At 64.5% G+C, this 19,536-nt stretch carries 18 protein-coding genes; 6 read left to right on the top strand and 12 right to left on the bottom strand.

Features of this window, described 5'->3' with window-relative positions:
• The first annotated feature begins 224 nt into the window (after positions 1-224).
• Entirely contained in the window at positions 225-983 is a 759-nt protein-coding gene (locus tag AXZ77_RS17710; protein ID WP_078521428.1) for an electron transfer flavoprotein subunit beta/FixA family protein, read from the top strand.
• Positions 983-1,909 (top strand): electron transfer flavoprotein subunit alpha/FixB family protein, encoded by a 927-nt coding sequence (locus AXZ77_RS17715; protein WP_078542565.1) that lies wholly within the window; start codon positions 983-985, stop codon positions 1,907-1,909. Before AXZ77_RS17710 ends, AXZ77_RS17715 begins: the two co-directional genes overlap by 1 nt.
• A 75-nt stretch (positions 1,910-1,984) precedes the next feature.
• On the opposite strand, the gene AXZ77_RS17720 is transcribed toward AXZ77_RS17715, so the two are convergent.
• The gene (locus AXZ77_RS17720) at positions 1,985-2,806 is read right to left on the bottom strand and encodes a DUF6473 family protein (protein WP_098412148.1); all 822 of its coding nucleotides are present in this window, start codon (positions 2,804-2,806) and stop codon (positions 1,985-1,987) included.
• A 155-nt stretch (positions 2,807-2,961) separates the two neighbouring features.
• On the opposite strand from AXZ77_RS17720, the gene AXZ77_RS17725 reads away from it, so the two are divergent.
• The gene (locus AXZ77_RS17725; RefSeq protein WP_098412149.1) at positions 2,962-3,837 is read left to right on the top strand and encodes a 3-hydroxybutyryl-CoA dehydrogenase; all 876 of its coding nucleotides are present in this window, start codon (positions 2,962-2,964) and stop codon (positions 3,835-3,837) included.
• Between the two features lie 271 nt (positions 3,838-4,108).
• On the opposite strand, the gene AXZ77_RS17730 is transcribed toward AXZ77_RS17725, so the two are convergent.
• The 7 genes from AXZ77_RS17730 to AXZ77_RS17760 are packed head-to-tail and all read right to left on the bottom strand — an operon-like array spanning position 4,109 to position 9,485.
• Complete coding sequence (locus AXZ77_RS17730; protein WP_098412150.1) at positions 4,109-4,969, bottom strand: lysophospholipid acyltransferase family protein; 861 nt, start codon at positions 4,967-4,969, stop codon at positions 4,109-4,111.
• A gap of 30 nt (positions 4,970-4,999) precedes the next feature.
• On the bottom strand, positions 5,000-5,272 hold the full coding sequence (locus AXZ77_RS17735) for an HPr family phosphocarrier protein (RefSeq protein ID WP_075776868.1): 273 nt from the start codon (positions 5,270-5,272) through the stop codon (positions 5,000-5,002).
• The gene (locus AXZ77_RS17740) at positions 5,263-5,670 is read right to left on the bottom strand and encodes a PTS sugar transporter subunit IIA (RefSeq protein ID WP_075776867.1); all 408 of its coding nucleotides are present in this window, start codon (positions 5,668-5,670) and stop codon (positions 5,263-5,265) included. Before AXZ77_RS17740 ends, AXZ77_RS17735 begins: the two co-directional genes overlap by 10 nt.
• Complete coding sequence (gene rapZ, locus AXZ77_RS17745; RefSeq protein ID WP_098412151.1) at positions 5,667-6,596, bottom strand: RNase adapter RapZ; 930 nt, start codon at positions 6,594-6,596, stop codon at positions 5,667-5,669. The genes AXZ77_RS17740 and rapZ overlap by 4 nt, the downstream gene beginning before the upstream one ends.
• Entirely contained in the window at positions 6,587-7,024 is a 438-nt protein-coding gene (locus AXZ77_RS17750; protein WP_098412152.1) for an HPr kinase/phosphorylase, read from the bottom strand. Before AXZ77_RS17750 ends, rapZ begins: the two co-directional genes overlap by 10 nt.
• Positions 7,025-8,773: a sensor histidine kinase gene (locus AXZ77_RS17755; protein ID WP_098412153.1), complete on the bottom strand. Its 1,749-nt coding sequence runs from the start codon at positions 8,771-8,773 to the stop codon at positions 7,025-7,027.
• Between the two features lie 10 nt (positions 8,774-8,783).
• On the bottom strand, positions 8,784-9,485 hold the full coding sequence (locus AXZ77_RS17760; RefSeq protein ID WP_098412154.1) for a response regulator transcription factor: 702 nt from the start codon (positions 9,483-9,485) through the stop codon (positions 8,784-8,786).
• Positions 9,486-9,831: 346 nt separating this feature from the next.
• Between AXZ77_RS17760 and AXZ77_RS17765 the strand changes: the two genes are divergently transcribed.
• Positions 9,832-11,430, top strand: a complete 1,599-nt coding sequence (locus tag AXZ77_RS17765) for a phosphoenolpyruvate carboxykinase (RefSeq protein WP_098412155.1) — start codon at positions 9,832-9,834, stop codon at positions 11,428-11,430.
• A gap of 115 nt (positions 11,431-11,545) precedes the next feature.
• On the top strand, positions 11,546-13,144 hold the full coding sequence (locus tag AXZ77_RS17770; protein WP_176536069.1) for a phosphatidylserine/phosphatidylglycerophosphate/cardiolipin synthase family protein: 1,599 nt from the start codon (positions 11,546-11,548) through the stop codon (positions 13,142-13,144).
• 3 nt (positions 13,145-13,147) lie between these two features.
• Here AXZ77_RS17770 and rnr read toward each other — a convergent pair whose 3' ends face one another.
• The 3 genes from rnr to dapE form a co-directional block, all read right to left on the bottom strand.
• Complete coding sequence (gene rnr / locus AXZ77_RS17775) at positions 13,148-15,454, bottom strand: ribonuclease R (RefSeq protein ID WP_098412157.1); 2,307 nt, start codon at positions 15,452-15,454, stop codon at positions 13,148-13,150.
• A 166-nt stretch (positions 15,455-15,620) separates the two neighbouring features.
• Positions 15,621-16,037, bottom strand: coding sequence for a GNAT family N-acetyltransferase (locus AXZ77_RS17780; protein WP_098412158.1), 417 nt, complete (start codon positions 16,035-16,037; stop codon positions 15,621-15,623).
• A complete protein-coding gene (dapE, locus tag AXZ77_RS17785; protein WP_098412159.1) occupies positions 16,034-17,176 on the bottom strand; it encodes a succinyl-diaminopimelate desuccinylase in 1,143 nt (380 codons plus the stop codon). The genes AXZ77_RS17780 and dapE overlap by 4 nt, the downstream gene beginning before the upstream one ends.
• Before the next feature lie 296 nt (positions 17,177-17,472).
• Here dapE and AXZ77_RS17790 point away from each other — a divergent pair, with 296 nt between their 5' ends.
• On the top strand, positions 17,473-18,573 hold the full coding sequence (locus AXZ77_RS17790) for a Hint domain-containing protein (protein ID WP_176536070.1): 1,101 nt from the start codon (positions 17,473-17,475) through the stop codon (positions 18,571-18,573).
• Here the strand turns inward: AXZ77_RS17790 and AXZ77_RS17795 are convergent.
• On the bottom strand, positions 18,570-19,319 hold the full coding sequence (locus AXZ77_RS17795; RefSeq protein ID WP_255266542.1) for a sulfite exporter TauE/SafE family protein: 750 nt from the start codon (positions 19,317-19,319) through the stop codon (positions 18,570-18,572). The two genes, AXZ77_RS17790 and AXZ77_RS17795, sit on opposite strands and share 4 nt — an antisense overlap.
• Between the last annotated feature and the right edge of the window lie 217 nt (positions 19,320-19,536).

A 19,536-nucleotide genomic window follows, 5' to 3' on the forward strand; every position in this document is an offset into this window, starting at 1 on the left:
CGAAAGGCCGCCTTCGGGCGGCCTTTTTCATGGGCGGATCGCGGACACAGCGCGACGCTAGGGCAATTCGCACGCACCGCTAGCGCAAACAGTCGAAAAGACGTGACGTTTCAGGGCCAAAACGAGGCGTTTTCCCCCTGTCCCTTCGCCCTTTGCTCTTGTAACAAAATTGCCGAATGAATCCGTTCGCCGCAATTTGGCGGACTACACAAGGGAGACACGCCATGAAGGTTCTCGTGCCTGTGAAGCGCGTGATCGACTATAACGTGAAAGCTCGCGTGAAAGCGGACGGAAGCGGTGTCGATCTCGCCAATGTCAAAATGTCGATGAACCCGTTCGACGAAATCGCTGTCGAAGAGGCGATCCGTCTGAAGGAGAAGGGCGCCGTCGAAGAGATCATCGCGGTCTCCATCGGCGTGAAGCAGGCGCAGGAAACCCTGCGCACCGCGCTCGCGATGGGTGCGGATCGTGCGATTCTCGTGGTCGCCGCCGATGACGTGCAGACCGATATCGAGCCGCTGGCCGTCGCCAAAATCCTCGCCAAGGTCGTCGAGGAAGAGCAGCCCGGCATGGTGATCCTCGGCAAGCAGGCGATCGACAACGACATGAACGCGACCGGCCAGATGCTGGCGGCGCTTCTTGGCTGGGGTCAGGCGACCTTCGCCTCGGAAGTCGTGGTCGAGGGCGAGGCCGCGAAGGTCACCCGTGAAGTCGACGGCGGCCTGCAGACCATCGAGGTCAAGCTGCCCGCGATCGTCACCACCGACCTTCGTCTGAACGAGCCGCGCTATGCGTCGCTGCCGAACATCATGAAGGCGAAGAAGAAGCCGCTCGACGAGAAGACCGCCGACGACTACGGCGTCGACGTCTCGCCGCGCCTCGAAGTGGTGAAGACCACCGAGCCCGAAGCGCGTCAGGCTGGCGAAATGGTGCCGGACGTCGACACGCTGGTTGCGAAACTCAAAGAGAAGGGGGTCGTGTGATGGCCGTTCTGCTGCTGGGTGAAGTGAATGATGGCGAACTGTCGGTCGACGCGACCGCCAAGGCCGTCTCCGCTGCAAAATCGCTGGGCGATGTGACCGTGCTCTGCGCGGGTGCGTCGGCTGCTGCCGCGGGTGAAGCCGCCGCCAAGATCGACGGTGTCGCGAAGGTTCTCGTGGCCGAGGATCCCTCGCTGAGCCACCGTCTGGCGGAGCCGACCGCCGCACTGATCGTGTCGCTCGCGGGCGATTACTCGCATATCGTGGCCCCGGCCACGACCGATGCGAAGAACGTGATGCCGCGCGTCGCCGCGCTTCTCGACGTGATGGTGATCTCGGATGTCTCCGGCGTCGTCGATGCCGACACGTTCGAGCGCCCGATCTACGCGGGTAACGCGATCCAGACCGTGAAATCGAAGGACGAGAAGAAGGTCATCACCTTCCGCACCTCGACCTTCGACGCCGCCGGCGAAGGCGGTTCGGCTTCGGTCGAGACCGTCGCCATGTCGGACGCGCCCGCTCTGTCGAGCTGGATCGAAGACAAGGTCGCCGAGAGCGATCGTCCGGAGCTGACCTCGGCGAAGATCGTCGTGTCGGGCGGCCGTGGCGTCGGCTCGGAAGAGGACTTCAAGGTGATCGAAGCGCTGGCCGACAAGCTTGGCGCTGCTGTGGGTGCCTCGCGCGCCGCCGTCGACTCGGGCTTCGCGCCGAACGACTGGCAGGTCGGTCAGACCGGTAAGGTCGTGGCCCCCGAGCTCTACATCGCCTGCGGCATCTCGGGTGCTATCCAGCACCTCGCCGGCATGAAGGACTCGAAGATCATCGTCGCGATCAACAAGGACGAAGAAGCGCCGATCTTCCAGGTCGCCGATTACGGTCTGGTCGCGGACCTCTTCGACGCTGTTCCGGCGCTGACCGAAAAGCTCTGATCCACGGAAGGGGCGCTGCCCCCCGGGAGAGTTGAACCAAGTCGAAAGGGCGGGGAATTTCCCCGCCCTTTCCTGTTAGAGAAATGGCCGCAGCGTAGGCGAGAGGGCGGCGGCAATCTCCTCATGCACCAGCGGCCCGGGGACCATTTCCGCCGCAGGCTCTTCCAGCGGGGAGAAATGCATTCCCGTCGTGCCCGCGCTGCGCGCCGTCACCGAGGGCTCGACCCGAACGATATCGGCCACGAGCGGTCGCAGCGTCTCCACCATCGCCTCCGTCACCATCAGCGGCTCGTGCCCGAGCGTGTCGCTATGGGCCGGATCGTGGAATTCGCCCAGCCAAAGCAGCAGCTTGCGTCCCTTGATCTTGGCCAGAAGCGCGGTCATCCGCTGCAGCCACGCCTCCTGCAATTCGACCTCGAGCAGTGCGAATTTCTCGGGCTCGCGTTCTTTCAATGCGCTCAGCATGTGACGCGTGAAATTGAATTCGGTGAAATCCACGCCGCGGAAGATCGAGCGCATCAGGCTCGACGCGCGCAGGAAGCGGTCATTGCGCCGCGGATGCACCGCATAGAAGCGGTTCGACATGTTCTGCGCGCCGAGCAACTGGATCACCGTGACCTTCGCGGCCTCTGATGCGGCGGCCAGTTGCGGCTCGTGCAGGAACACGTCGATCCCCGCGTTGAGATAGCCGAAATTCACCACCGGCATCTCCAGTCGCGCTTCGAGCAGCGCGGGCCAGGGATGCTCCACGAACTTGCCGTAGGTCTCCGTCCCGCCCATCGCGGCGATGAAATCCCCCTGCAGCGCACGGCGCGGCCCGCGGAACAGCAGTTTGGATTTCCCGTATCTGCACGGGAAGTAATCGAGGGCACCATCGCCCGTATATTCGAATGCCATTTTCCCACCTCAGTCTGAGTTCGACTCACCCGAGGCCAGATTGCGCCCAAAATCTTGCCAAACGGCTAATGTTAAAATGATCTCAGCCCTGCGTTTCGCTTGCATGGACCGAGCGGAGAACTATGGTCAGGGCGCAAAGCGTGAGAGGGAAAATTATGGCGATCGAGAAAGTGGGCATCGTGGGTGCAGGGCAGATGGGCAACGGGATCGCCCATGTCTTCGCGCTGGCCGGATATGACGTTCTGCTGAATGACATCAGCGACGAGGCGCTGACGAAAGCGCTCTCCACGGTCACCAAGAACCTCGATCGGCAGGTGTCGCGCGGCAAGATCTCGGAGGACGAGAAAGCTACCGCGCTGAAGCGGATCACCACGACGACGAAACTGAGCGATCTCGGCCCGACCGATCTGGTGATCGAGGCCGCGACCGAGCGCGAGACGGTCAAGCAGGCGATCTTCGAAGACCTGCTTCCGCATCTCAAGCCGACGACGATCCTGACCTCGAACACCTCGTCGATCTCGATCACGCGGCTCGCCTCGCGCACGGACCGGCCCGAGAAGTTCATGGGCTTCCACTTCATGAACCCGGTGCCGGTGATGCAGCTGGTCGAACTGATCCGCGGCATCGCGACCGATCAGGAGACCTACAAGACGCTGCACGAGGTGGTGGAAAAGCTCGGTAAAACCGCGGCTTCGGCCGAGGACTTCCCGGCCTTCATCGTGAACCGCATCCTGATGCCGATGATCAACGAGGCGGTCTATACGCTCTATGAAGGCGTGGGGAACGTGCGCTCGATCGACGAGTCGATGAAGCTCGGCGCGAACCATCCAATGGGGCCGCTGGAGCTGGCCGACTTCATCGGGCTCGACACCTGCCTCGCGATCATGAACGTGCTGCATGACGGGCTCGCCGATACCAAGTATCGCCCCTGCCCGCTTCTGACGAAATATGTCGAAGCCGGCTGGCTCGGCCGCAAGACCGGGCGCGGCTTCTACGACTATCGCGGCGAGGAGCCGGTGCCGACGCGCTGAGGCGACGGGGTAGAGGGGCGCTGCCCCTCGCGGCTTCGCCGCTCACCCCGGGATATTTTCCAAGAGCGAAAACAAGACGGATCGACACCCGGCTCGGGCCGCGATTGCGGGGGAACCGGGTGTCTTCGCTCTTGCGGCCATCGGCGTCCCCGCCTGTCCCGCAAAGACAGACTGCGCCGAGTTTCGTTAAGACCGAGTAAGCGGCTTCGCTCTTTCGAAATATCCCGGAGGGCGGTGAAACCGCGGGGGCAGAGCCCCCTCCGCCAACGCCCTACAGCGCCAGCGTTTCCGCCCGCAGGTCCGCGAGGAACTTGCGCGGGTTCTGCAGCGCCTCGGCGATCTCTTCGGGCCCCTTCGCCGGACCGATCGCGGGATTCTGGGGCTTGTTCAGCGCCCGTTTGATCTCATAGAGCAGGAGCCCCTGCCGCACGGTCGCGCTGAGCGTGTTGGCAATCTGATAGGCGCGCGAATTCTGGCCCGGGAAGTGGATCGGCAGCACCGAGGCGTTCGACCGGGCGAGCATTTTCGCGGTGAAGGGGTTCCATTCCTGCTCGATCACCGGCCCCATCAGCGTCTCGGAATGGGCCACCTGCCCCGCCGGGAACAGAACCACCACGCCGCCGCGCTTGAGCTGGGCCATGCAGGCGGCGCGCATCTTGAGGCTGTCCTCGCGGGCATTGGGCTCGTGCGGGAAAGGCACGGGCAGCATGTATTGCTCGACCTCGGGAATACCGGTCAGCAAAGAGCGGGTGAGGATCAGGAAATCGTCTCGCACCTGCCCGATCAGGTAGGCCAGCACCATCCCGTCCACCAGCCCGTGCGGGTGGTTGGCTACGACCACCAACGGGCCCTCTTTCGGGATATGGGCGATCTGTTCGGGCGGCGTGGTGACATCGATCCCCATCACGTCGAGCGCCTGCGGCCAGAACTCGGCCCCGACCGGGGCGCCGCGTTTCTCGAACTTGCGGATCAAATGGAGAAGCTGCGCCTTCGCGGTCAGCCATTCCAGGGTGCGGATCGTGCCGACCTTGAAGGGATTGGAAAACGTACCCGCATAGGACAGACGGCGCTTGTCATAGGGTCGCGATACCGCTTGCGCGGCGTCGATTGCGATGTCGCTCTCTTGGTTCATTGGGCGAACCCTCTCGCTGGGTGCGGAGCGTCACATACCTTCGCCGAACTTGTCGGCCACCAATGCCTGAAGCGCATCGGCGAGCTTTTCTGCCTCGGCCCCGCTTGTCGTCACTTCAATAGTGGTTCCACGCGAAGCTGCCAACATCAAAAGCCCCATGATCGAGTCGCCCGAGACCGACTGGCCATCCTTCGCCACCGTGGCGCGGGCGTCATGATCCTCGACAACCTCGACGAAACGAGCGGAGGCGCGGGCATGCAGGCCCTTCTCGTTCACGATCTCCAACTCGCGGGTCACGGACATTTCACCACTCCCGCTTGGGCATTGTAACTATTGATATATTTTCGCCCCGCATCGAGCGCGGCCTCGACCGCGGCATGGACCGCGAGGCTGCGCGATTTCGCCAGCTTGATCAGCAGCGGCAGGTTCGCACCGTAGATGATTTCGCGGTCTCGCGCCTCGCAGGCCATCAGCGACAGGTTGGACGGAGAGCCGCCGAACATGTCGGTCACAACCACGACACCTGTTCCGTCATCGACCGCATCGGCGGCGGCGCGAATCTCCGCCTGCTTGCCCGCGCGGTCGTGATCGTCCTCGATCGTGATGGCACGAATGCCGCGCTGCGGGCCCACGACATGCTCTATAGCGGCGAGATATTCGCGCGCCAGACCACCATGTGCCACGATCACGATACCGATCACGCGCCCGACCTCACCTTCGTTTCTTCGTTCTCGGCATGGCCGAGACGCTCCAATTCCCTATGACGTTTAGACACGCGCCACCCTGCTTCCGCAAGCGCTTTGGCGATGCTCTCGGTCATTGCGACCGAGCGGTGTTGCCCCCCGGTACACCCGAAGCCGACCGAGAGGTAGGCCTTGCCCTCCGCGACATAGGCGGGAAGCAGGAACAACAAAAGATCGAGGACGCGCTGGTGGAACTCCGCAAAGCGCGGATCGGCGGCGACATAATCCGCGACCGCCGCGTCGCGCCCGTCAAGCGCGCGCAGCTCCGGCTCCCAATGGGGATTGGCGAGGAAGCGGCAATCGAACATCAGATCGAGCCCGCGCTGCACCCCGCGCTTGTAGCTGAAGGAATTCACCGTGACCGAGAGCGCCTCGGTGCGGCCCGTGTCGAAGAAGCGCCCGACCTCGGCGCGCAGATCATGCGGGCTCATCTCGGAGCTGTCGATAAGGACATCGGCGCGCATGCGGATCGGCGAGAGCAGGTCCATCTCCTGCGCGATGCCTGCGCCGGGGTCTTCCTCGGGCGATAGCGGATGGCGGCGGCGGGTCTCGGAATAGCGCCGTTCGAGCACATCGGGGCGCGCATCGAGATAGAGCAGGTCGAGATGCAGATCCGGGCGCTTGGTCAGCATGTCGACCAGTTCGATCAGCGCCGCGGCCGAGAAATCGCGCCCGCGTACATCGACGCCAAGCGCGACTGGGCCGGTCAGATGCCCCTTGAGAAGGCGCGGAACGAGACTCAGCGGCAGGTTGACGATCGGCTCGTAGCCCAGATCCTCCAAAGCGCCGATGGCAGTCGTGCGGCCCGCACCTGACGGGCCGGTCACCAGCACGACGCGCTGGCCAGCCTGTGCCCATACCGGATCGGATCGCGTCACGCCCATCGGCCCCCTTTCAGCCATTGCAAGATTGCCACATCAAGATGACCATGCTGCACGCGCAGCACAAGGGGCAGATTGACGCCCAACACCCTGTCTTTTCGACAGGTTGGCAAGCGTTCAACCTCTTCTCTATCGAGATCGACCAGCAAAGTGATGCGGGCTTGCGACAGGTGATCGGCGCGCAGGATACCCACGCCGCGCGCCTCGATCCGGCCCGCGATCGCCTCCGGTGCGCTTGCGATCAGCGCCCCGTCTTCGGCGCGAAGGTCGACCCGGTCATCGGCGACGAGTGACGCCCCCATCGCCATCAACCGCAACGCGAGAAGCGATTTGCCGCTGCCCGAGGCGCCACGAATGAGAACGCCGCGCTCGGGGTCGAGCGCGACGGCACTGGCATGGAGATTGGTCGAGAGGTCGTCCGACCCGGTCATTCAGCTGACCGGCAGGCCCACGACGAAACGCGCGCCCAGAGGATCGGAGGTCCGGTCGGCATCGGTGGGGCGAATATTCTCGGCCCAGATCACGCCGCCATGGGCTTCGACGATCTGCTTGGAAATCGCGAGACCGAGACCCGAGTGGTCGCCGAACTGCCCCTCGGGGCGTTCCGAATAGAACCGCTTGAAGACCTTGGTCAGCGCCTCTTCGGGAATGCCCGGCCCGGTATCCTCGACCACGACCAGCACGCGATTGTCGCGCTGGCGTGCCCAGACCCGCACCGCGTCGCCCTCTTCGCAGAACGAGGTCGCGTTGGTGATCAGGTTCACGAAGACCTGCGCCAGACGCGCTTCCAGCCCCGAGATGACCACGGATTGCGACGGCAGATCGGTGATGAAATCGACGCCCTTCTCGCGCGCCTGCTGCCCGAGGAATTCGCTGAGATTCGACACCATCTTGATCAGGTCGAATTGCTCTTCCTCTTCTTTCACCAGCTCGGAATCGAGCCGCGATGCATTGGAAATGTCACTCACCAGACGATCCAATCTGCGCACGTCGTGATCGATGACCTCGAGAAGACGGGTGCGCTGTTCGTCTTTCTTGACCATATGCAGCGAGGCCACGGCAGAGCGCAGACTGGCCAGCGGGTTCTTGATCTCATGGGCGACGTCGGCGGCGAACTGTTCGTTCGCGTCGATACGTTCGTAAAGCGCGCCGACCATGCCGCGCATCGCGCCCGACAGCCGCCCGATCTCGTCAGGTCGCGCGGTCAGGTCGGGGATGCGCACCCGGGCGGGCGCCATCTTGCGTGCGTTCTTGTCGCGCCCGATTTCGGCGGCGGCGGCAAGATCGGAAAGCGGGTTGGCGATGGTCGAGGCCAGCACCAGCGACAGCCCGATCGAGACGATGATCGCGATCACGAACATCTGCAGCACCTGCTCGCGCTCGACGCGGACCAGCGCGTCGATCTGCCCCGCGACGGAGATCAGCCCGACCACGCCCACGACGCGATCGCCCTGCCGGATCGGGGTGGCGACGGCGAAGATGGTCTCGCCGGCGGCGTTCTTCTGCGAGGCGATCTTGGTGCGGCCGTCCAACGCCGAGGGCACCAGATCGCGCACCATGTCGAGCGCGCTATCGGCGGCGGTGCCGCCACCGCGCTCGAACAGACCCGCGACCGAGTCCCAGATCTGGCCGAGGAAATCGCTCAGCACGGTGGAGCGCTTGTCGAAATTCAGCCCGTCGACCTCTTCGACCGGCGCGCGGTCGCCCGTGGTGGTGGTGCCAAGCAGCGCCGCACTGGGATCGAACAGGTAGAGATCGGCGCCCTCGGGCAACTCCATCCCGCGGATCGTCGCGAGCGGGTCGAGCCCGTCTCCCGCCGCCAGATTGACCGGAGCCCCCGCCGGAAGCTGCGCCTCGAACACGTCGGCGGCCAGTTGCGCCTCGTTCACCAGACCGCTCTCGCGCTGCAGCACAAGGCTGTCGCGAAACGGGTTGAGATAGAGCACGCCGGTCACCAGCACGATCATCGCCAACAGGTTGAAGGTGATGATCTTGCGCGCCAGTGGCGAGCGGTTGAGCGAGAACATCGACCGCCGCGCCCGACCCTTGCGCAGATCGTCGTCGACGATATCGGCCGGGCCGACCCAATCCTCACCGAGCACGACTTCCGTTTCCGGCGCGTGACGGGCGAAGTCTGAGGAGCGCTTTCGAGCCAATCCGATCTTCCCGGCAATACTCATCGACGTAGCATCACTCTTCGTTATACCGGTATCCGATGCCGTAGAGTGTCTCGATCGCCGTGAAATCATCATCGACGCTGCGCATCTTCTTGCGCAGGCGCTTGATGTGGCTGTCGATCGTGCGGTCGTCGACATAGACCTGATCGTCGTAAGCCACGTCCATCAGCTGATCGCGCGATTTCACGAAACCGGGCCGCTGAGCGAGTGCTTGAAGCAGCAGGAATTCGGTCACGGTCAGCGTGACGTCCTTGCTCTTCCAGGTCACCGCGTGGCGCAGCGGATCCATCTCGAGCGAGCCGCGCACCATGACCTTGGTGTCTTCGGTCGAGGCGACCTCGCCGGTCGAGATCGCTTCCTGCCGGCGCAGCAGCGCGCGGATGCGTTCGACCAGAAGACGCTGCGAGAACGGCTTCTTGACGTAGTCGTCCGCGCCCATGCGCAGGCCCAGAACTTCGTCGATTTCGTCGTCTTTGGAGGTCAGGAAGATCACCGGAATCGCGGTCTTCTGGCGAAGCCGCTGCAGCAGCTCCATGCCGTCCATCCGCGGCATCTTTATATCCAGAACCGCCATGTCCGGGAGACGCTTGGTGAACGCGTCGAATGCAGCCTGTCCGTCGTTATACGTTTCGACATCGTAACCTTCCGCCTCGAGCGTCATCGAGACAGAGGTCAGAATATTGCGGTCGTCGTCGACCAGCGCGATTCTCGACATGTCGGAATATCCCTTCACTGCTACTTTATAGTTATTACACGCATATTCCGCGTTCGTTGCCTTCAAATCAACAAAAAGCTGCGAATCACCAAGGTTTCGCGAATCATCAGAGCCAGAATTTCCGAACCTTTGACTAATTTGCCTCACCTTTCCGCAACATTTCGTGGTGATTGCGCTAAACCTAGAAATGGTTGCGCTAACTACCCCTATGCATTCTGTTCCTTCGCAAAATTGTCATGCTATAGGCGACCCATCCGGGTAACATTGTTACTCGGATCGGCGCTTCGAGGCCCCGAGGCGCCGGGAATAACCCTGTAACGCCGCGCGACGGCATCGGGAGCATCAGATGGACATTGGACGCGTTAACCCCGCGAAACGACTGGAAGATCAAGGCATCAAAGGTCTCGGGAATGTCTATTACAACCTGCTGGAACCGGCGCTGATCCAAGAAGCGATCAAGCGCGACGAAGGTACGCTCGGCAAGGGTGGCGCCTTCTACTGCACCACCGGGAAACACACGGGCCGGTCGCCCAAAGACAAGTTCGTCGTGCGCACCGCCTCGGTCGAAGACAGCATCTGGTGGGAGAACAACTCCCCGATGGAGCCCGACGCCTTCGACCGCCTCCATGCCGACATGCTGGAGCATATGAAGGGCAAGGATTACTTCGTCGAGGACCTCTTCGGCGGCGCCGATCCCGAGCATCGGCTCGACGTGCGCCTCGTGGCGGAAATGGCCTGGCACGGGCTGTTCCTGCGCACCATGCTGCGCCGCCCCGAGCGCGAGGAACTCGACACGTTCAACCCGGAATGGACGATCATCAACTGCCCGAGCTTCAAGGCCGATCCCGAGAAGCACGGCTGCCGCTCGGAGACCGTGATCGCGCTGAACTTCGAGAAGAAGACGATCCTGATCGGCAACACCGCCTATGCGGGTGAGAACAAGAAGGGCGTCTTCACCCTTCTCAACTACATCCTGCCCGGCGAAGGCATCATGGCGATGCACTGCTCGGCCAACCACGCGATCGACAACCCCGATGACGCGGCGGTCTTCTTCGGCCTCTCGGGCACCGGCAAGACGACGCTCTCGGCCGATCCCTCGCGCATTCTGGTGGGCGATGACGAGCATGGCTGGTCGCATAACGGCATCTTCAACTTCGAAGGCGGCTGCTACGCCAAGACGATCAACCTGTCGAAAGAAGCCGAGCCGGAGATCTACAACACCTGCTCGATGTTCGGCACCGTGGTCGAGAACATGGTGTTCGACGAGGAGACGCTGGAGCTGGACTTCAACGACAACTCGATCACCGACAACATGCGCTGCGCCTATCCGCTGCACTACATTCCGAACGCCTCGGATACCGCGATGGCGGGCCAGCCCAAGAACGTGATCATGCTGACCTGCGACGCTTTCGGTGTCCTGCCGCCCATCGCGCGGCTCACCCCGGCGCAGGCGATGTATCACTTCCTGTCGGGCTTCACTTCGAAGACCCCGGGCACCGAGGTTGGCGTGGTCGAGCCGCTCCCGACCTTCTCGACCTGCTTCGGCGCGCCCTTCATGCCGCGTCGCCCCGAGGTCTATGGCAAGCTGCTGCAGGAGAAGATCCACGACACCGGCGCGTCCTGCTGGCTGGTGAATACTGGCTGGACCGGCGGCGCCTTCGGCACCGGGTCGCGGATGCCGATCCGGGCGACCCGTGCGCTGCTGAAAGCCGCGCTCGACGGCTCGCTGCACGACGTGCAGTTCCGCAAGGATCCCAACTTCGGCTTCGAGGTTCCGGTCTCGGTCCCGAATGTCTCGGACGTGCTTCTGGACCCGCGCCGCACCTGGGACGACGCGGCGGCCTATGATGCGCAGGCGCAGAAACTGGTGGAGATGTTCTCGGACAACTTCGCGCAATACGTGCCCTATATCGACGACGACGTGAAAGCCGCCGCGATCGGGTGATCAGCCTGACTGATCGAAAATCACGAATTTTGGAAAGGGCCGGCGATCACGTCGGCCTTTTTCATGCGCGAAGCCCACTTTCCTAAACCCTTGAACCGCCTACATGATGCCAGCCATGGAACTGGAACTGCTTCATATTCTGGGCCTCGCCCTGATCGCTGGCCTCATCGCGCTGGCCGGTCTGACGCTGATCGTCGCAAGGCTGTCGCATCGGCGCCCGAAGGGCCCGTTCCCCAAGTCCCATATGCAGCTCGCCCCCGAAACCGGGCGCTTCGCGACCGCGCTGCAGGACCGGCTCGCGGGAATTGAGACAAAGAGCGCGGTCCAGCTGCTTGCCGATCCACTCGACGCGCTGGCGGCGCGGCTGGAACTGATCGACGCGGCGGAGGTCTCGCTCGATCTGCAATATTACATCTGGCAGAACGACACGGCGGGCGCGATCATGCTCGGCGCTCTGCGCAAGGCGGCCAAACGCGGGGTCCGTGTCCGGCTGCTGATCGACGACAACGGCACGGCGGGGATGGACCGCACGCTGGCCGCGCTCGACCAGTTGCCCAATGTCGACGTGCGCCTGTTCAACCCCTTCCCGATCCGCACCGCGCGCTTCCTGGGCTACCTGTCCGACTTCCGCCGTCTGAACCGCCGGATGCACAACAAGGCGATGATCGCGGATGGGCGGATGGCGATCCTCGGCGGGCGCAATATCGGCGACGACTATTTCAACAGCCTCTCCGAGAGCGGGCTCTACATGGATCTCGACGTCGCCGTCGCGGGTCCGGTTCTGGCGCAGATCGGCAAGCAGTTCGACCTCTACTGGAACGCGCCCCCTGCGATCCCGGCGGAAAAGATGCTGGGAAGCTGCGAGGCGAAAGAGGCCGAGACCATCATCAAGACCGAAGAGCTCCGCCTCTCGGAGCCCGAGGCGAAGCGCTATGCCGACGACCTTCAGCATCCCGACCGGACGTCGCGGCTGCTGTCGGGCAAGGCGCGGGTGATCTTCGCCGAGGCGCAGTTGATCTACGACCACCCGTCGAAAATCCACGGGCTTTTGCAGGGGCGCAAACTGCTCTGGCAATATCTGGTGCGCGCCTTGGGGCAACCGCTGGAAGAACTGGTGCTGGTGACGCCCTACCTCGTCCCGACGCGGACGGGGGTGCGGTATCTCAAGCGGATCGCGCAATCGGGGGCGACCATCAAGGTGCTGACGAATTCCTATGCCGCGACCGATGTGGCGCTGGTCCATTCCGGCTACGCGCATCGCCGCAAGGGTCTGTTGCGCGCGGGCATCGAGCTTTACGAATACGCCGCCGACGCCGAAGAGCGCCGCCCGAGCGAGCGCAACCGGCGCGAGCGGCTGCTGGGCTCCGACATTCGCGGCACCTCGCCCTTCTCGCGCAACAAACTGCACGCCAAGGTCTTCGCGGTCGATCGCGCGCGGGTCTTCATCGGTTCGTTCAACTTCGATCCGCGCTCGATGCGCCTGAATACCGAGCTGGGCATCGTGATCGACGCGCCCGAAATCGCGACGGAAATCTCCGAGGCCTTCAAGGAATTCATCCCCGCCCGCGCATGGCGGCTGCGCCTCACCCGCGCCCAGCAATTGCGCTGGTCGCGGCCCGGGCATGGCGTGCGCAAGCGCGAGCCGGGCGTGCCCTTCTCGCATCGCATCTTCCTATGGATTGCGCAGCGCCTGCCGATCGAGTGGATGCTGTAAGGCTCAGCTCTTGCGCGTGCGTTTCACCTTGCGCGCGACCGCCTTCTTCTTGGCGGCGTCGCGGGCCGGTTTGCGCGGCCCCTTGCCGGGCCCTTTGCGCGGCGGACGCGTGCCGGGGCGGCGGCCCTTGCGGCGCTTGCCGTCGCCCGAGGGCATCCCCTGCCCTTCGACTTCCAGCAGCTCCAGCATCAACCCGCCGGTGATCGGCACGGCCTCGGACAGCCGCACCCGGACGCGCTGCCCGATGGTGATGACCATCCCGGTATCCGAGCCCACCAGCTCCTGCGCCTCGCGGTCGAAATGGAAGAATTCGCGTCCGATCTCACGGATCGGGATCAGCCCGTCCGCGCCGGTCTCGTCGAGCTTCACGAAAGCGCCGAATTTCTGCACGCCCGAGATGCGGCCCGTGAACTCGCTGCCCACGCGATCCGACAGGTAAGCCGCCAGATAGCGGTCGGTCGTGTCGCGTTCGGCCACCATCGAGCGGCGCTCGGTGTCGGAAATCTGCTTCGCCGTGTCGTCGAGGTTCTCGATATCCCACGCGCTCAGCCCGTCCTTGCCCCAGCCATGGCCGAGGATCAGCGCGCGGTGCACGATCAGGTCGGAATAGCGCCGGATCGGCGAAGTGAAATGCGCGTAGGAGCGCAGCGCGAGGCCGAAATGCCCGTAATTCGTCGGCGCATAATAAGCCTGCGTCATCGAGCGCAGCGTCGAGATATTGATCAGCTCGTCGAACTCGGAGCCCTCGGACTGGCTCAGCAGGTTGTTCAGATGCGCGGTCTGCAGCACCTGCCCCTTCGCCAGCGTGAAGCCCGACGCCTGCGCCACTTCGCGCAAGCTTTCGATCTTCTCGAGGCTGGGTTCCTCGTGGACACGATACAGCAGCGGACGGCGCAGCTTCTCCAGTTCCTCGGCGGCGGCCACATTGGCCAGCACCATGAACTCCTCGATCAGCTTATGCGCGTCGAGCCGCTCCTTGAACCGGATCGAGGCGACATGGCCATCGTCGCCGATCACGATCTGCCGCTCGGGCAGGTCCAGCTCCAGCGGCTGACGGATCGCGCGGGCGTGCTTGAGCGCCTCGTAAGCCTCGTAGATCGGGTCGATGATCTCCTCGACCATATCTTCGGTCTTCTCGTCCGGGTTGCCGTCGCGCGCCGATTGCACCTGCCCGTATTCCAGCGAGCCGACCGAACGGATCATCCCGCGCGTGAAGCGGTGGCTAACCTTGCGCCCCTGCGCGTCGATCTTCATCCGCACCGCCAGCACCGCGCGGTCCACGTTCTCGTGCAGCGAGCACAGGTCGCCCGACAGACGATCCGGCAGCATCGGCACGACGCGGTCGGGGAAATAGGTGGAGTTGCCGCGCTTGCGGGCCTCGCGGTCCAGCTCGGAGCCCGGCGTGACGTAATGCGCCACATCGGCGATCGCGACCCAGATCAGGAAGCCGCCCTCGTTCTTCGGATCGTCGTCGCGGATCACCAGCACCGCATCGTCGCGGTCGCGCGCATCCGCCGGGTCGATCGTGACGAAAGACAGCTTGCGCAGGTCTTCACGCTCGCCAAGAGGCGCAGGCTCTGCGGCATCGGCCTCGGCCACGACCGCATCGGGGAAATCGTCCGGGATGCCATGCTGGTGGATCGCGATGAGCGAGACCGCCTTCGGCGCGGACGGATCGCCCAGCACCTCGATCACGCGCGCCTTGGGTAGGCCCATGCGGCCGCGCGGCCCGGTCTGTTCGGCCTCGACCAGCTCGCCATCCTTGGCGCCCTGCGTGACCGCCGCCGGCACTTGCCATTCATTGCCGACCCCCTTGTCGATCGGCATGATCCGCCCGCCCTCGGCATTCTTGCGGAAGATGCCGACGATGCGATGCGAGGCCTGCCCGATCTTGCGGATCAGCCGCGCCTCGTAGCCGTAATCCTCGTCTTCGACCGGGGTCAGGCGACCGAGGATACGGTCGCCCTCGGCCAGCGTGGGATCGCCGTCCTTCGGAACGAAGAGAACCAAAGGCGCAGGCCCGTCGCCAGTCCATTCCGCAGGCTCGGCCCATTGGTCGCCCTGACTATCCTCGCGCATCACACGCAGCACGGACACCGGCGGCAGCACATTGGGATCGCGGAAATTGCGGCGGCGCTTCTCGATCAGGCCTTCCTCGGCCATGTCCTTGAGAATGCGCTTCAGCTCGATCTTCGCCTGCCCCTTCACACCGAAGGCCCGCGCGATATCGCGCTTGGCCCCTTGGTCGGGATTGTCGTTCAGCCAGTCGAGGATTTGCTGGCGCGAGGGAATGGGGGCGGGTTTGCTCATGGGTTTGCCTAACATGGGGCGTGAGGGGCGTCACTCAAAGAGTGGGACGCTAATTCTGGGTGTCGAGGGGGCGCTGCCCCCGCGCGCGCAGGCGCGCATGGCTTAGGCGGAGGGGGCTCTGCCCCCGCGCTGACGCGCCCCCCGAGATATTTTCGCCAAGAGGAAGCTAAAGCGGCTTTTCCATATCGCGATGCGGGATGCCCGCGTCGTCGTAATCCGCGCCGTAGGGCACGAAGCCGAGCTTTTCGTAGAACGGGATCGCGTAGCTCTGCGCCGAGAGATAGGCGCGGGTGCAGCCCATCTCCTTGAACCGTTCGCAGGCGTCGCGCACCAGCGCCGCGCCAAGCCCGGTGCCACGCGCGGATTTCGCCACGCAGATGCGACCGATCTTGCCGGTCTCCCCCTTGCGGATCAGCCGCGCGGTGCCGAGCGGCGTGCCATCCTCGCTGGCAAGCAGATGGACCGCCTGATCGTCGAGATCGTCCCATTCCTCGGGCTCCGGGATGCCCTGTTCTTCGATGAACACCGCCCGGCGCAGCGCGTGGCAGGGCGTGTAATCGGTGACCGGCTCGATCTTGATCATGCGAAATAGTCTCTCAATATGCGGGCATAGACGCGCGTGAGGGCTTCGATCTGATCCAGCGGCACACGCTCGTCGACCTGATGCATCGTCGCGCCGACGAGGCCGAATTCCACGACCGGGCAGTGATCCTTCACGAAGCGCGCATCCGAGGTGCCGCCCGAGGTGGATAGCTCCGGCGCGCGACCCGTTTCCGCCTCGACCGATTTCGCGACGAGATCGACGAAGGGACCGGGCGGCGTGACGAAGCTTTCCCCCGAGATATCGGGGTTGAGCGCGATGCGGATGCCGGTCTCGGCGGCGATCTCGGAGGCCATCGCCTCGGCCCAGGCGATCAGCCCCTCGCCGGTATGGGCGTCGTTGAAGCGGATATTCACGGTCGCGCGGGCCTTGGCCGGGATCACGTTATTGGCCGGGTTGCCGCAATCGATGGTGGTGATCTGCAGGCTCGAGGGCTGGAAATGATCGGTCCCGTTATCGAGCGGCTCTGCGGTCATCCGGCCCAGCAGATCGACCAGCGCATGCAGCGGGTTCTTCGCGCGATGCGGATAAGCGGCATGGCCCTGCACGCCCTCGGCTTCGATATAGAAGCTGAGCGAGCCGCGCCGCCCGATCTTCATCATCTCACCCATCTCGTTTGGGCAGGTCGGCTCGCCCACGAGGCAGACCGACATCGCCTCGCCCTCGGCTTTCATCCAATCCAGAAGCGCCCGCGTGCCGTCGCGGCCCGGCCCTTCCTCGTCGCCGGTGATGGCGAGGATCACCGCACCGTCGGGCGGCGTCTCGGTCACGAAATCCACCGCCGCCGCTGCAAAGGCCGCCACGGCGGTCTTCATGTCGGTCGCCCCGCGCCCCCACATCACGCCGTCGACGATCTCGGCGCCGAAGGGATCATGCGTCCAGGCGGCGGCATCGCCCACCGGCACCACATCGGTATGCCCGTTGAAGCCGAAGCTTTTCGCCGCCCCCTTCGCGCCCCAACGCGCGTAGAGGTTCGGCGTTCCGTTGCGATCGACGCGCGTGCAGGTGAAGCCTGCCCCGCTCAGCAGGCCTTCCAGCAAGACCAGCGCGCCGCCCTCCTCCGGGGTCACCGAGGGGCAGCGGATCAGATCGGCGCTCAGGCGGATGGGATCGGTCGTCATGGGCACTCCTTTTCAGCGCTACAGGCTTAGAGCGCCGAAGCCCTCGGGGCAATGGCTGTTGCAGGCTCGACACCGGGCGCAAGTGACGCGGAGACAGGGGCTACCCAAAGGCAGGTCGCGGTGTCATGATATGTCAAAAGCAAAAGCCCGAAATCGGGCGTATCGAGCAGGGCAAAGCCCGGAGTCAGACGCAACAAACCCACGCGCGGCCCATTCAGGCGGCGTGCGTTTTCCGTGTCGGCTTCCCCGGGCGCGGAGACAGGCATGGGATCAAGGCAGCATTCGGAGCGTCGCGGATGAGGGCGCAACAGGGCTGGATCGGTGCGCAGATCGCACATCGCGGCGCGGTCAGGTTCGACGAGCGCAGATTGCCGGAGCTGCTCGCACGCGGCAGCCTGATGCTGGAATTCACCCTGATGCGCGGCGAGCAGTCACCCCTGCCGCTGATCCATCTGCATCAGCGCGAAGGGTGGCGGAATTTCCTCTCGCTCAATCTCGATGTCGACGGGCGCATCGTGCTGGCGCAGCGGCGCGGCTCGGCGGTCCATGCGATCTCGATCGACGCCACGCAGGAGCGGCTGACCGGTGGGCGGATGCGGCTCACCTGGCGCTGGGACGGGCCGGGACGCGAGAGCCTGCTGACGCTGGAGGCGCTCGATCAGCGCACGATCCGGCAGCAGGCGGGCGTGGCGCCGCTGCCGCTGACCCGTGACGAGGCCGCAGCCCTCCTCGATCCGGCGGGGCCCGCGCGGATCGGGCCGCGCGTCGACTGGCTGGCGCTTGGAGATCATCTGCAGCCGATGGGACCGGCGGGCTGTTTCGCCCCCGCGACGCCGATCCAGACGCCGGAGGGCGTGGTACCGGCGGCGCGGCTGCGCGCGGGCGATCTGGTCGAGACCGTCGATGCCGGGCCGCAGCCGGTGCTGTGGTCGGGGCGGATCAGCCTGCCTGCGATCGGGCATCTGCGGCCGGTGAAACTCTGTGCGCCGGTCTTCTCGGCGCGGCAGGATCTGTGGGTCATGCCGCAGCACCGCGTGGCGCTCAGCGGGCCGTCGGTGGATTTCATCTTCGGCGAGGACGAGGTGCTGATCGAGGCGCGGTCGCTGGCCGATGGCTGCGCCGCGCTGCAACCCGATTGCCCCGGCGTGCTGGAGTGGCACGGGCTGCTGCTAGGCGGCCATCACCTGCTGATGGCGGATGGCTGCAAGCTGGAGAGCCTGCATATCGGGCGGCTCGCCCGGCAACCGCTTCTGGCGGCGACCACGGCCTTTGCGGGGCTGGTGCGCGAAGGCGGGGTGCCGCTCCATCGCAAGCCGGTGCGCAAGATCGTCTCGGGCTATGAGGCGAAGACGCTGGCCTCCGCCCGCCGTCAGGGGCTGCGCCCCTTCGTGGCTTAACCCATCAGCGCACGGCGCAGCAGGTTCAGCCCGGCCACGCCCAGCAGGATCAGTGTCCACCACCGGAACCGCACCGGATCGAGCCGGTCCTGCGCCTTGAAGCCCAGCTTCATCCCCGCCAGCGCGGGCAGGATCATCAGAAGCGACAGCGGGATCGTCTGTGCGTTCAGCACGCCCGAGACGAGATGCGAGCCGGTGAGGATGATCGCGCCGGTGAGGAAGACGACGCCAAGGATGCGCACGGCCTCCTGTTTCGGCGCGTCGATCGAGATCAGGTAGATGATCAGCGGCGGCCCCCAGATCCCGGAAATCCCGCCATAGAGCCCCGCGACGATGCCCAGCCCCGTCTCGGTCACCGCCCGGTGGCGCGTGGGCATCGGGATCTGCCGCCCCGAGATCTGCCAGATCGAGAAAGCGACGATCGGCCCGCCCAAAAGCGCGTACATCACCGGCTGCGGGATCACGTCGACGAGGGTCGCGCTGATCGGGATGAAGACGATGATCATCGCGATGAACAACCGGTAGTTCTTGATCGACCCCACAGCCGCGCCGACACCCTGACGGAAGGCCTGCATCACGTTGGTCACCAGCGTCGGCAGGATCAAAAGCGCCAGCGCCTGATGCGGCGGCAGGAAGGAGGCGAAGCTCGAGAGCATGATCATCGGCATCGCGAAACCGACCGCACCTTTCACGAAACCTGCGAAAAGCGTGACGCCAAGCGCCGCGAATATTTGCCAAACTTCCATCCCGAACATGCGCGTTCCCTTCTGTGTCCCGCGTCGCTTCTAGCGGGTTACGCGGCGGGATGCAGCCGTGAAGCGACGTGAAATCAGGCGGATATCCGACCGCGTCGACAACCCCTGCGACATTATCCGTCGCAATCGTCACTACTGGCGAATTTTTATTGCGCTGCGGTTGCGAAGTAACTAGACAGGCTGCAACTGCAGAATAAGGAGCCGACTC

It is taken from the genome of Thioclava sp. ES.031 (assembly GCF_002563775.1).
Classification (GTDB): domain Bacteria; phylum Pseudomonadota; class Alphaproteobacteria; order Rhodobacterales; family Rhodobacteraceae; genus Thioclava.